At 61.6% G+C, this 12,617-nt stretch carries 17 protein-coding genes; 10 read left to right on the top strand and 7 right to left on the bottom strand.

Annotated features, from left to right (window positions below):
* Window positions 1-116 precede the first annotated feature (116 nt).
* Complete coding sequence (locus VGO12_RS21710) at window positions 117-602, bottom strand: hypothetical protein (RefSeq protein ID WP_327514821.1); 486 nt, start codon at window positions 600-602, stop codon at window positions 117-119.
* On the opposite strand from VGO12_RS21710, the gene visN reads away from it, so the two are divergent.
* On the top strand, window positions 601-1,341 hold the full coding sequence (gene visN, locus VGO12_RS21705; RefSeq protein ID WP_327514820.1) for a transcriptional regulator VisN: 741 nt from the start codon (window positions 601-603) through the stop codon (window positions 1,339-1,341). The genes VGO12_RS21710 and visN overlap by 2 nt on opposite strands.
* 12 nt (window positions 1,342-1,353) lie before the next feature.
* Window positions 1,354-2,100, top strand: a complete 747-nt coding sequence (gene visR / locus VGO12_RS21700) for a transcriptional regulator VisR (protein WP_327514818.1) — start codon at window positions 1,354-1,356, stop codon at window positions 2,098-2,100.
* 132 nt (window positions 2,101-2,232) lie between these two features.
* Here visR and VGO12_RS21695 read toward each other — a convergent pair whose 3' ends face one another.
* The 6 genes from VGO12_RS21695 to motA all read right to left on the bottom strand — a co-directional run bounded on the left by VGO12_RS21695 (window position 2,233) and on the right by motA (window position 7,528).
* Entirely contained in the window at window positions 2,233-2,673 is a 441-nt protein-coding gene (locus VGO12_RS21695) for a hypothetical protein (RefSeq protein WP_327514817.1), read from the bottom strand.
* 5 nt (window positions 2,674-2,678) lie between these two features.
* Window positions 2,679-3,755, bottom strand: coding sequence for a flagellar biosynthesis protein FlhB (gene flhB, locus VGO12_RS21690; protein ID WP_327514816.1), 1,077 nt, complete (start codon window positions 3,753-3,755; stop codon window positions 2,679-2,681).
* Between the two features lie 213 nt (window positions 3,756-3,968).
* Window positions 3,969-5,000 carry a flagellar motor switch protein FliG gene (gene fliG / locus VGO12_RS21685; protein ID WP_327514815.1) on the bottom strand — a complete coding sequence of 344 codons (1,032 nt, stop codon included), beginning with the start codon at window positions 4,998-5,000 and terminating at the stop codon, window positions 3,969-3,971.
* 28 nt (window positions 5,001-5,028) lie between these two features.
* Window positions 5,029-5,640, bottom strand: a complete 612-nt coding sequence (fliN, locus tag VGO12_RS21680; RefSeq protein WP_327514814.1) for a flagellar motor switch protein FliN — start codon at window positions 5,638-5,640, stop codon at window positions 5,029-5,031.
* 60 nt (window positions 5,641-5,700) lie between these two features.
* Window positions 5,701-6,645 carry a FliM/FliN family flagellar motor switch protein gene (locus VGO12_RS21675; RefSeq protein WP_327514813.1) on the bottom strand — a complete coding sequence of 315 codons (945 nt, stop codon included), beginning with the start codon at window positions 6,643-6,645 and terminating at the stop codon, window positions 5,701-5,703.
* A gap of 4 nt (window positions 6,646-6,649) precedes the next feature.
* Window positions 6,650-7,528, bottom strand: coding sequence for a flagellar motor stator protein MotA (motA, locus tag VGO12_RS21670; protein WP_043613037.1), 879 nt, complete (start codon window positions 7,526-7,528; stop codon window positions 6,650-6,652).
* Window positions 7,529-7,709: 181 nt separating this feature from the next.
* On the opposite strand from motA, the gene VGO12_RS21665 reads away from it, so the two are divergent.
* The 8 genes from VGO12_RS21665 to VGO12_RS21630 all read left to right on the top strand — a co-directional run.
* Window positions 7,710-8,489 (top strand): DUF1217 domain-containing protein, encoded by a 780-nt coding sequence (locus VGO12_RS21665; RefSeq protein ID WP_327514881.1) that lies wholly within the window; start codon window positions 7,710-7,712, stop codon window positions 8,487-8,489.
* A 2-nt stretch (window positions 8,490-8,491) separates the two neighbouring features.
* On the top strand, window positions 8,492-9,217 hold the full coding sequence (gene flgF, locus VGO12_RS21660) for a flagellar basal-body rod protein FlgF (RefSeq protein WP_327514812.1): 726 nt from the start codon (window positions 8,492-8,494) through the stop codon (window positions 9,215-9,217).
* An 18-nt stretch (window positions 9,218-9,235) separates the two neighbouring features.
* Window positions 9,236-10,627, top strand: a complete 1,392-nt coding sequence (gene fliI, locus VGO12_RS21655; protein WP_327514811.1) for a flagellar protein export ATPase FliI — start codon at window positions 9,236-9,238, stop codon at window positions 10,625-10,627.
* A complete protein-coding gene (locus VGO12_RS21650) occupies window positions 10,627-11,181 on the top strand; it encodes a flagellar protein (protein WP_327514810.1) in 555 nt (184 codons plus the stop codon). The genes fliI and VGO12_RS21650 overlap by 1 nt, the downstream gene beginning before the upstream one ends.
* A gap of 175 nt (window positions 11,182-11,356) precedes the next feature.
* Window positions 11,357-11,737, top strand: a complete 381-nt coding sequence (flgB, locus tag VGO12_RS21645; RefSeq protein ID WP_327514809.1) for a flagellar basal body rod protein FlgB — start codon at window positions 11,357-11,359, stop codon at window positions 11,735-11,737.
* Between the two features lie 5 nt (window positions 11,738-11,742).
* Window positions 11,743-12,162: a flagellar basal body rod protein FlgC gene (gene flgC, locus VGO12_RS21640; RefSeq protein ID WP_327514808.1), complete on the top strand. Its 420-nt coding sequence runs from the start codon at window positions 11,743-11,745 to the stop codon at window positions 12,160-12,162.
* Window positions 12,162-12,503 (top strand): flagellar hook-basal body complex protein FliE, encoded by a 342-nt coding sequence (locus VGO12_RS21635; protein ID WP_327514807.1) that lies wholly within the window; start codon window positions 12,162-12,164, stop codon window positions 12,501-12,503. Before flgC ends, VGO12_RS21635 begins: the two co-directional genes overlap by 1 nt.
* 11 nt (window positions 12,504-12,514) lie before the next feature.
* Window positions 12,515-12,617, top strand: a 103-nt coding sequence (locus VGO12_RS21630) for a flagellar basal body protein (RefSeq protein ID WP_327497620.1), incomplete at its 3' end; no start/stop codon positions are given.

The following is a 12,617-nucleotide window of genomic DNA, read 5'->3' as shown; positions in this document are numbered from 1 at the left end:
CGCCCGCATGGCGTGCATCCTTTGCCGTCAACTACTATGCCGGCATCATGGAATACAGAGATAATCGAAAATATATTCTTGATGGTTGTTTCTGTTTATTCTGTCAGTTCTACAATTTATATATTGGTGAAATGTTGTTCGGCTAGGAAATCACTGGTGCATTTCAGCAACAGCTGTGAAAACAAAGTATAATTTTGGCGGTTTCTAATTTTCGCAATTGAAGAAAAACGACCCAAATCCGGGATGATTTCGCCTCCTTGCCTGCGCGCCACCCCGCCGATAACCGCGAGGATTGGACCAAAAGGCTCAGCGGATGGAAGAAAAATGCTCGCTCTATCAATGAGTTGGATTGGAGACGTTGTGGCTTTGGCAGTTGCGGACCATGTCCGGCGCCCTTCATTGCCGAATCGATTCATGCGGCTGGCGCGAAGTAAATAGCCAGAAGATGGCGATGTTTTTTTTCTCGCGTCGATGTACATTTTAAACAGTTGATTCGCGTCCTGATCTGCGACTGGTGGTGATACTCGGCTTCGGCCGGCTGTTGGCGGCGACAGTGCAAGTGCAGTTCCGGGATGGGGATCCGGCACAGGGGCTGAACTCATGGACATTTCGCAAGCAGACATTGCTGTCTGGCCTTTGCCGTCGGCGCCGACGCGCGCACGCGGCGGTGGATTTTCACGCGAGCAGCTTTTGCGACGACTGGGCGAGGTCGCCGGGCGCGGCGCACTTGGAAGCGGACTTTCGGCTCTGACCGACTATGTCGGCGCCAGTCACTATCTCCTGGCGCGCTACGACCTGTCCCAGGACACCGGACTTGACCACGTTGTGTGCTCCGATTGGCCTTTTGATGTGGTGCGACGCCTTTCGGGCGTCATCACCGCCCTGCATGCCAAGACGACGGAGCTGGAAAAATGCCTGGCCGTCCTGCAGCCGTGTTTCCATGCGCTTCCAGACGATATCGACCTGCCTCGGGGGCTCAGCCGCGAGTATTGCGCGATCACCTTCAATGTCGGGCGCCTTCGTTTCTCGTTGATGCTGCTGGTTCCCGAGGACGTGATCCTGTCGCAGGAAAGCCTGCGCGACGTCACGCTGCTGGCGGGCTATCTGGCGAGCTTCACCACGCGTGCCGAAGTTCGCCACGATCGAGATTTCGAGCTGACCGAACGCGAGCTTGAGTGCCTGTTCTGGATCGCCGAGGGCAAGACGAGCGAGGAGATCGCGGTTATTCTCGGCATCTCGCGCAACACCATCAACAACTACATCACCAGCGTTATGCGCAAGACCGCGACCAGGACGCGATCGGAAGCCATTGCCTACGCGGTGCGCAACAACCTTGTGTGAGGAACGGGCGCGATGACGCATTTTCTCGGTGGCGGGCGGATAGAAGACGAACAGAAGCTCGCCAGAAGCGGCAATCGCGCGGCTCGGGCCGCAACTCTCGTCACACGCCTGCAGGCGATGCAGCGACAGATCAACGCCAAGAATTTCGCCGTGTTGCGCCTCAACGGCAAGGGAACGGGATCCGGGCGAAAGCTGAATTGCGTACTCGACAACTGGGGCGTGGCGGCGGAGGCAAACGCCCACGACCTCGTCAATGCCTACGGCGAAGAGCTTGTCGCTCATCTCGATCAGTCGCTGCTGCCGGTGCTTTGGGATGGAACGGGTGAATATCAGGCCGCCGAGCTTTCGGATCTGGCGCCTTTCGCGCTCCGGTTCAAGGGCCGCAAGCTGCCCTATTCGGGTATCGCCTTTCCTGTCAGGCTCGGCGCGCAGGGCAACGGATACGTCGTCTTTGCCGGCAGCTATGTCGATGCCTCGACGGAACAGGTGGTCGACCTGCACGGCCGCAGCTGCATGATCATGACCGATCTTCTGGCGGCGGACGAAAGGCGTGTCGCGCCGGCAGAAACCTTGAGCGACCGGGAGATCGCCTGCCTGCAGATGGCCGGCGATGGTCACATCAGCGAAGAGATCGCCGAACGCATGGGTCTCTCGGTCCACACGGTCAACGCCTATCTGGGTGCCGCGACGACGAAACTCGATTCGGTCAACCGCATCCAGGCGATCGCCAAGGCGATCCGCCTCGGCTACATCAGCTAGGAACACGTGCGCCTACCGGCGCGGCGTTTCGGTCTTTTCGGCGGCGGCAGGTCGAAGACGATCACGGCCCTGGGCGAAGCCCGAAACGTCAGTTGTCGCTGACGGTCCTGACCGACGGTGTGATCCGACCGCTCAACTCGCCAGCGGAAGCTCATAGGTGGTGACGAATTTCGCTTCCTCCAGGCTCTTCACCAGGAACGCGGTGTTCTCGTCCGGATCGGACGAGGGGTTCTGGAAGGTGATATGGCTGATTTCGATCCCGGCCGTTTCGTTGCCGAGCGACAGGCGGACATAGATCGTCACGCCCCGCGGCTTGAGTTCGAGATCGAGCACGATCTCCGGTTCGCAGTCCCAATCCAGGTTGTAGTTGCCGCCAAGGCCGAAGTTCACCGTTCCGGGCAGGAAATACAGCTCTGCGGCCGATTCGACGAGATCCGCGAGGCTGGCATAGGACTCGAACCGCAGGAGCGCGATGAAGTCGGCGGCGTCGATCAGACGCAGTTCTGTCGCCACAGGGCGGATTGCTTCAGCTACGATTTGTTCCCGCTTCTCGGAGAATTCGCACTTTTTCATCGGAGTTATGTCATCCGTTTTGGTTGCGACGCATGCACCCTGTGAATGAGTTCGGCGACTGCCTTGTAAAACACGGGTGGAATCACACTATCCACCGAGACTTGTGCAAACATGGAGCGTGCAAGCGGGGGGTCCTCGAACACCGGCACGCCGTTTTTCTCGGCAATTTCACGGATTTTCAGCGCCACGAGGTCCTGGCCCATGGCGACGACCACCGGCGCATCGCTCTCCTCGCGGACATAACGCAAGGCAACGGCATAGTGAGTCGGGTTGGCAATGACGAGCGTGGCGCGCGGCACCGAGGATATCATGCGCTTGCGTGCCCGGTCGCGCTGCATCGAGCGCAGGCGCGATTTGACGATCGGGTCGCCCTGGGCCTGCTTCATTTCCTCCTTCACTTCCTGCTTGGTCATCATCAGTTCGGTGTACCAATGATGCCGGGACCAGAAGAGGTCGGCGATCGCCAGCACCGCGGTCGCCAGCAGGATGACGATCATGATCTGGTTGAGATCGTTGGACATCGTCGTAAACATCGTGACCGGATCGGAGAACATCAGGTCGAGCGTCGCATAATAGTCGTTCCAGAGCACGAGCACGACGACGACGGACACCACGATGATCTTGAACAGCGACTTGGCGAATTCGACCAGGCCCTGGACGCCGAAGATGCGCTTCAGCCCGGCCATCGGCGACACGCGCTCCATCTTCGGCTGGATGCGGTCGAGCACCGGCCTTGGCAGGTTCTGAAAGATCGAGGAACCGACGCCGAAGAGGATCAGCAACACGAAGGCCGGCAGCACCAGGGCGGCCGATTTCCACGCGAGATGGCTGATCAGCGCGACGACGTCCGTCGAGTTTTCGAGGCGCCAGGCCTCCGGCTGTTCGAAAATGTCCTTGAGTGCCGAAGCGATCGTGCCGGCACCGTCCGCCATGAAGAAAACGAAGAAGATATAGATCGCCAGCGTCGAGGCGAACATCGTCGCCTCGCGCGAAAACGGCACATTGCCCTTCTCGGCGGCGTCGGAGATCTTCTTCTCGGACGGGGCTTCTGTTTTGCTGTCTTTGTCCTGATCGTCCGACATGAGCGAGGACGGCTCCCGGTTCCCTCTTGAGCGCGGCTGCGTCCTCTAGGGCCGCAGGGCAAAAGTTGCGCATCCTGTAGTGGACCCGAAGGGTAGGGCAGGCAAGAGTTGAGCCCCGGCATTCGCCGGGGCTCAACAGAAATTAAGGATAGCTGGATCGTTTGCCGGCCGCCTGGCGGCCGGCTGCGCCTCAAAACGGCGCCGTGCCGTCGGTCAGGCCGCCTGCACGTCCTTTTCCTTGAGCTCGAGCTGGCCGCTGGCGGCCAGGCGGATGGCTTCCTGCGTGATCGAGCGGCGGGCGATCGCGATGTCGCGCGGGTTGATGCCGGTATCGCCCATGGAGAGGTCGGACTCGATCATGCGGCGCTGGCGTGCGCCGATCGAGGCGAGCACCGATTCGCGCAATTCCATCGTCGAACCGCGCAGCGCCATGGTGATGATGTCGGTCGAAACGTCGTTGAAGAGCTGTACGCGGCTGCGCTGCGGCATGTAGAGCACGTCGTCGAACAGGAAGATCTTCGGGCGAACCTTGTTGGCCGACGCGGTGCTGAGCGATTCGAGCGAGGCGAGCAGGGTATCGACCTGCGGCTTGTCGAGTTCGTTCATCACTTCGGCGATCTTGGTCGGGCCCGCCGAATTGCGTTCCGCTTCCATCTCGCCAATCATTTCCATGACGCGGTTCTCGATGATCGCGGCTGCCTTGGCGTTGACGTCCTTCATGTTGACGGCGCGCTTCAGGATGTCCGGGCGCTGCGTCTCGGAAAGTTGCAGCAGCACCTTGGCGCCGAAGCTCGACGGCATCATCGAAAGCACGTAGGCGATCGTCTGCGGGTGTTCCTTGGCCAGCTGCACCGAAACGGCTGCCGGGTCGCATTCCTGCAGGCGATCCCAGATGCTGGCTTCGTACGATTGGAACGTGGCGCGGCGTCCGAGCAGACCGTCGACTTCGTCCGGGGTCAGGCCTTCTTCGAGGATGCTTTCGATCGCCTTGGCATTGTCCATGAGGCCGGCACCCTCGGTAAAGAGGTCTTCGAACTCGTTGACGAGGGCTTCCAGTTCATGCGGCGGGATGGCGCGCAGCGACTGCGCCGATGCGATGATCGACTGCAGCTCGCTCTGGGTGAAGAACTTCAGGAGCTTGCTCGCGACGCCTTTTCCCATGGCAAGCAGAACTGCCGCCGCCTTGTCCGTCTGGCTGAGCGGCCTTGATAGCGCCTGAGCCTCGAAACTTTCGAAATCCATCATGGATTCATCCTTTGCCCGATCATCGGGCCTATGACTTCTTGCTGCCCTTGATCTCGATGAGCTTGACGCCGAAACGGGTATCGTCGCCGTCGAGAACGGTAATTTCGCCGCGACCGATCACCCGGCCGTTGACCATGATTTCCACCGGCTCGCCGATGCGGCGATCGAGCGCGATCGTCGCACCTTCGCTGAGGTTCATCAGGCCGGAAACCTGCATCCGGCTCGTGCCGAGCACGATCTGGACGTCGATCGGAATGTCCATGATCAGATCGAGATTGGATGTCATGCCGCTGCCGGGGGGCGTGTCGATGGCGGCGTCGGCGCTGTCGAAGGAGCTCGCAGCAAAGTCGCTGCCGCCGAAGTCGCCGGCTGCAGCGCTGCCGCCGAGATCGGCGCCGAAGTCGCTCGTGCCAAAGTCGCCGCCAAACGCGTCGAGACCGGCCGCCGGTGCTGCGAAGTCGCCGGAAAAGTCGGTCATCGCGCTGGTCGAATCGTCGAGACCGAACTCCGAACCGAAGGCGGCCGGAGCATCCGAGTCCTGCTTGAGGACACCGCGCAGGTCGTTGATCGCCTGGTCGAGTTCCATGTCTCCGACAGCGACTGTCGCCTGCTCGTTGATGGGTGCTTTCTTGGGTGCCATGTGAGAACTATTCCAGTTGAAGCTTGCCTCAGGCATGCTGCGGGGACGCGGCAGGCCGATTTAACTCATGATGTGGCGAAGGATGTCCTGTTCGGACCCGTGGGTGTCCTTGACCCTGACCGTGTATTTCGACCCCGAACGCCCAAATTCGCAGACGTAGAGGTCGCGACCGTTGGCGTTGACATCGACACGCACGTCCTGTGCGTCGTGGAAGGCAATGACGTCGCCCGGCTGCAGACGGCTGATCGTTTCGAGCGTCAGGTTTTCGAGCCGGATCCTTGCCTCGATCGTCACTGCCGAGCGTCGAACCTGCTCCTCGAGCTGTTCGGTCCACTCGGTCTTGGATTTGCGCTGCTGGTTGCTGCCCTTCGGGAAGACGACCGTGGTCTTCAGGAGCACGCTTTGCGGAACGATGATCGAGAAGGTGGACAGAACCGGGCCGAAGCCGATGGTCATGTCGATGGCGCCGGCATGGACGTCCTCGACCATCGGGTCGGGCTTGGGGCGCTGGGTGCTGTTGAGCGGGCGTTCGACCACCGGTTCGAAACCGCCAGGCGCGTTCACGGCGGTGCGCAAGACGTCGGCGATCTTCTCGAAGAGCGGCACGGCGACGTCGATCTCGATCGGGGAAAGGGCGCGCGGTTGCGGCTCCTCGATGCCTGCCGGCTCGGCGCCAAGCAGGGCCTCGACCAGGGTGATGATGATCGGGCTGTCGCAGCCGATCTGGAAATCCGTGCACCAGTTGCGCAGCGAGATGTCGCTGACGAGCACGCCGGTTCCGAGCGCGGCGATCAGGTCGCGCCGCAGTCCCGTCCTGTGGCCCGCATAGCCGATGGCGATGTCGAGACCGGTTTCCGCCCGGCAGATGTCGGGCAGGAATTCGCCAAAGACCTGGCCGAGCTCGAGCGCGAGGCGCCCGATCACCCGGTCGTCGCCAAGCGCGCCAGTCATGCGCGCCAGGAGTTTGCGGTCGAATGCGTGAACGTTGGAGGTCTCAGACGTCATGGGATCAAGCCGCCTTGCTTTCGCCGCCGCCACCGGGGTTCATCATTTCCTGCTCGACCGCGTCGATCGACGGACGCTCGTAGGCCGAAATGGTCTTGCGGCCGTATTCGAGCGCAACCTGCGGCACAGAGCCGTTCATGTAGGCAAGCAGCGTCTGCTTGACGATGATGTAGAGGCGGTTCTGCTTCTCACGCACCGATTTGACGTTGGCGACGAGCGGCGCGACGATCGAATAGGAGAGGAACACGCCGAGCAGGGTGCCGACGAGGGCGGCCGCAATCTTGGCGCCGAGAACTTCGGGCGCCTCGCTGATCGCGCCCATCGCCTTGATGACGCCGAGAACGGCCGCGACGATACCGATCGCCGGGAAGGCGTCGCCCATCGTGTTCAGCGCGTGGTAGCACTTCATCTTGTCGTGGGTGATGGTCTGGATTTCCTCGTCCATCAGCGCTTCGATCTCGTGCGAGCGGGCGTTGCCGATGATGATCAGGCGCACATAGTCGCAGATGAAGGCGGTCAGTTCCTTGTTCTTCAGAACCGTCGGCGCCGACTGGAAGATCGTCGATTCTTCCGGATTGTCGATGTGGCTTTCGATCTCGTTGCGCGACTTGGTGCGCAGGTCGCGCATCAGCGAATAGAGAACGCCGAGCGTGTCGAGATACTCGCGCTCCTTCGGCACCTTGTGGCGAAAGGCTTCGCCGAGCGCCTTGCCGGTATCCTTCACCACCTTCATCGAGTTGGCCATGATGAAGCCGCCGACGCCGGCGCCGCCGATGATCAGCAGCTCGAACGGCTGGTTGAGGACTTCCATGTGGCCGCCCATCGCCAGATAGCCGCCGAGGATACAGCCGAACGTCACAAGAAGTCCGATGATGATGTTCATATTCGATACCTGTCGCGATCTTATTTTCCGCTAACGGGATACGGTTTCAGCCTTGCGTGAGGCTGGCCGGTACCGGCGAAAACCTCCGTCGCTGGAACAGGTTCGCGCAAGGCTCTCGGGTCAGGATTAAGAAGGCAGGCGCATGGTCTGCCTGTCTCATTCCGGCAGGGGCGAACCGACCGTGACCACGACCTATACGAGCTACAAGCTGATAACGGCCGACTTGACGAAGTCGCTCGCCCGCGTTGCCGAGCAGCCGGACGTCGCGCGTGAGACGGAGTACTACCTGTCGAAAATCGGCGACGTCAAAACCATCGACGACTTCTTCGCCGACACCAGGCTCTACAACTATGCCATCAAGGCGCATGGCCTCGAAGAGATGGGCTATGCCAAGGCCTTCATGCGCAAGGTCCTGACCGAGGGGGTCGATAAAGAGGATGCGTTTGCCAACAAGCTGAGCGACAGCCGCTACAAGCAGCTCGTCGAATCGCTGAACTTCGCCGCCCACGGCGCGGCCGCCACGTCCTTTGACCGGGCGCAAAAGGGTGTCGCCGACAAATATGCCCGCCAGACCCTGGAGCAGGACGCCGGCGAGGAAAATGCCGGCGTGCGTCTCGCGCTTTATTTCTCGCGCATGGCGCCGACGATCGACAGCGGCTATGCCATCATCGCCGATGAGGCGCTGGCCCAGGTGGTGCGCACCACCCTGCAGCTGCCTGACGAATTCGCAGCGACGAATGTCGATCGTCAGGCCGAAGCCTACGAACAGGCGCTCGACTTCAAGGACTTCCAGGATTCGAGCAAGGTGACCGAGTTTCTCGACCGGTTCACCGCGCTCTGGGAAGTCAAAAATTCAACGGACGGTTACGATCCGCTCGCAGTCTTCGGCTCGTCGAGCGGCTACGGCATTTCTTCCGATCTTCTCCTGTCCATCAACAGCCTGAAACTCGGGGGCAACTGAACGTGCAAACCGGTCTTTACGTCGCGATTTCGTCGCAGATGGCACTTGAAAAGCGCCTCAACACGCTTGCTGACAACATCGCGAATTCCAGCACAGTCGGCTTCCGCGGGACCGAGGTGAAGTTCAACCAGATGCTCGGCGACACCAAGCCGGTGAAGGTCGCCTATGTCAGCAAGGGCGAGGAGTTCCTCAACACCTCCAACGGCTCGCTGTCGCGCACCGGCTCGGCGCTCGACTTCGCCATCAAGGGCGATGCCTGGTTTCAGATCGAGACGCCATCCGGTCCGGCGCTGACGCGCGACGGCCGTTTCACGCTGACCGATACGGGCGAGCTTGTCTCGATCCGCGGTTATCCGGTGCTCGACGCCGGCGGCGCGCCGATCCAGCTCAACGGCAACAACGGCGAAATCACCGTCGGCGCCGATGGTGCCTTGCATCAGAACGGTGTGGCGATCGCCACGCTCGGTCTCTACGAGGTCGATTTCAGCAAGGGCTTCACCCGCCTCGACAACAGCGCCGTTCTGCCGGCCGCGCAGGCCGAGCCGGTGGTCGACCGTTTCGACGTCGGCGTCATGCAGGGCTTCGTCGAGGAATCCAACGTCAATGCGGTCCAGGAAATGTCGCAGCTGATCACGGTCACCCGTGCCTTCGACAACATCACCGCCCTCTTGCGCGACGGCGAAGGATCGCTCGAGGAAGCAATCAAGACGCTCGGCGGCGCCCGCTAATCTCTGACGGACATCGGCATGCAACGCGAAGGCCTGAAATCAAACACCGGATCGACGTCTCTTTCGGCACTGGCGGGCCTGGTCGAGCGCTACGCCAAGCCCGAATTCTCGATCGCGCCCGGTGGTCACGTCCAGACGATCTCGCCCGGCCACTATACGGTGACCGGCCTGTCGAGGCATGTGCGGCTCGGAGATTTCGTCGCGCACAAGAGCGTGACGGGTACTCATCTCGGCGAGGTGGTCAGGGTTGAGCCGGAGCGCGTGGTGGTCTGCCCCATCGAGCCGGGGGACCCGATCGGCATCCATGACACGGTCATCCGCAAGGGCGCCTTCCGGGTCGCGCCGACCGACCAGTGGTGTGGCCGGGCGATCAATGCGCTTGGCGAACCGATCGATGGCCTGGGTCCACTGCCGCAAGGCGAGGTGCGCCGTTCGATCTCCAACACCGCGCCGCCGTCGATGACCCGCAAGCGGGTCGAGAAGGGCTTCCTGACCGGTGTCAGGGCGATCGACATCTTTTCACCGCTGTGCCTTGGCCAGCGCCTTGGCATTTTCGCGGGCTCCGGCGTCGGAAAATCGACGCTTTTGTCCATGCTCGCGCGCGCCGACGCCTTCGACAAGGTGGTGATCGCGCTGGTCGGCGAACGTGGTCGCGAAGTGCGTGAATTCATCGAGGACACGCTCGGCGACAATCTGGCGAAATCGGTGGCGGTGGTGGCGACCAGTGACGAAAGCCCGATGCTGCGCAAGATGGCGCCGCTGACCGCCGTCACCATCGCCGAGCATTATCGCGACAACGGCGACAACGTGCTCCTGATCGTTGACAGCGTCACCCGGTTTGCCCACGCGATCCGCGAGGTGGCGACGGCCTCAGGCGAGCCGCCGATCGCCCGCGGCTATCCGGCATCGGTGTTCACCGAATTGCCCCGACTTTTGGAGCGCGCCGGTCCCGGCGCCGAGGGTTCCGGCACGATCACCGCCATCATCTCCATCCTCGTCGATGGCGACAACCATAACGATCCCGTCGCCGACAGCGCGCGCGGCATCCTGGACGGCCACATCGTTCTTGAACGCACCCTTGCGGAAGAGGGGCGCTATCCGCCGATCAATCCGCTCGCCTCCATTTCGCGACTGGCGCGCAAGGCGTGGACACCCGACCAGGAAAAGCTCGTCGCGCGTCTGAAGGCGCTGATCCACCGTTTCGAGGAAACCCGCGATCTTCGCCTCATCGGCGGCTATCGCCCCGGCGGTGATCCGGACCTCGACATGGCGATCAAGCAGGTTCCGGTGATTTACGACGTGCTGACGCAGACTGCCGGTGAGCGCCCGGCACAGGATGCCTTTTCCGACCTCGCCAATGCATTGAAGGCGGCAGCGATGGGCAATCAACCGGGTGCGAGAGCGAGGTGATGGCCATGACCGATTATGATGCGGACGAAATGGTTCATCAGCGCAAGCGAAGCCGCATGCCGATGACGGACAAGTTCCTCGCTGCGACCGGCGTGGCGCTCGCCGCTTTTGCAACATTCTTCCCGTGGTACGCTTTCTTCCACCAGGACAAGTTCACGATGCCACCGCTCTGGCAGGGTTCCACCCGGGATCTGCCCGAGCGCGGCGCGCGCAACGTTGTTTCGGTCTCGCCACTGGCCATGCCGGACGCCGACGGCGAGACGGTGGCCGCAATCGACCAGCTGACCACGGCGACCGTGCCGGGCATAGGCGGCGGTCCGGGGCCGGAGGGCGCCGCAGCCGGAGAAGGGCTTTCGCAGCCGTTCCCTTCAAAGTCGGGCTTCAAGTTGATGCATGTTGCCAACGGCCGCGCCCTGATCGAAGACGAAAGCGGCATGTACATCGTGCGCATCGGCTCGGTCCTGCCCGACAATAGCCGTCTTGCAACGCTGGAGCAACGCGACGGACGTTGGGTGATGATCACCTCATCGGGCGAAGTTTACCAGACCAACTGATCGCGGGACGCGTCCTTGAGCCCGCCGACAGCTGCGTATCCGGGCGGATGCGCAGCATTTGCCGTTAAGCCGGCGCCTGCGCCGCAGATTTGGTCATCTTGCGGCACCTGCCTTTGACGAAAGTCCCACGCAAGATTACCGGCCTAGGTTCGCATCACCAAGCATGGAGCTTTTGATGCAACCGATTCAGCTTTTCGATCTCGCGTCCCGGCAGGCCCAGTGGCTGACCGTTCGCCAGAACGTGGTGGCCGGCAACATCGCCAATGCGAGCACGCCGCACTACAAGGCCAAGGACGTCAAGCCGTTTGATAGCGTGCTTGCGGACACCGGCTTCCAGATGGCTGCGACCAACAAGGCGCATTTCACCGATGGCCTGGAAGCCTCCCAGGTGGCTGAAGTCGGCATGATCGACGGCGTACAGATCCAGCAGTCCGGCAACAGTGTCGCGATCGAGCAGGAAATGATGAAGACCGGCGAGATCAAGCGCGATTACGAGCTCTCCGCCGGGCTCGTGAAGGCGTTTCACCGAATGATGCTGATGACGGTACGGAAGTAAGAATCATGGATCCATTGACCTCAGCCCTCAAGGTATCGGCCTCCGGCCTCCAGGCCGAATCGACCCGCCTGCGCGTCGTCTCCGAGAACATCGCCAACGCCCGCTCCACCGGCGATACGCCGGGAGCCGATCCGTATCGCCGCAAGACCATCAGTTTTGCCGCCGAAGTCGATCGGGCAAGTGGCGCATCGTTGGTCGAGATCGAGCGGCAGGGAACGGATGATTCGGACTTCAGCGTCGAGTTCGATCCGGGCAATCCGGCAGCCGACGAGAAGGGCATGGTCAAGCTGCCGAACGTCAACATCCTGGTCGAGATGGCCGACATGCGCGAAGCCAACCGCGCCTACGAGGCGAACCTCCAGACCATCAAGCAGTCCCGCGATCTGATTTCCCAGACAATCGACCTGTTGAGAGCCTCGCAATAATGATCGACGCAGTCAAATCCCTCGGCGCTTTCTCCGTCACCAACGAGATCGGAAGCACCCGCGCCACGTCGTCCTCTTCGTCGGCATTCGGGTTGCCAGCCGCAACCCCCGGCGTTCCGCAGGGCCAGAGCTTCGCCTCGGTTCTCGGCGACATGGCGACCGACACCGTCAACGCGATGAAGAAGGCCGAAGGCGTATCGCTCGACGGCATCCGTGGTCAGGCAAACACCCGCGAAGTCATCGATTCGGTCATGAGCGCCGAGCAGTCGCTGCAAACCGCAATCGCGATCCGCGACAAGGTGGTGACCGCCTACCTCGAAATCGCGCGCATGCAGATCTGAAGGAACGAGACATGAAGGCCCTTTCCATCGCCGCCACCGGCATGAACGCCCAGCAGCTGAACCTGGAAGTGATCGCGAACAACATCGCGAACATCAACACGACCGGCTACAAGC

The sequence above is a fragment of the Ensifer sp. genome, from assembly GCF_035999135.1.
In the GTDB taxonomy this organism is placed as follows: Bacteria; Pseudomonadota; Alphaproteobacteria; order Rhizobiales; family Rhizobiaceae; genus Ensifer.
Note: the sequence above shows the minus strand (reverse complement) of the source record. Positions and strands in the feature narration are given on the sequence as shown.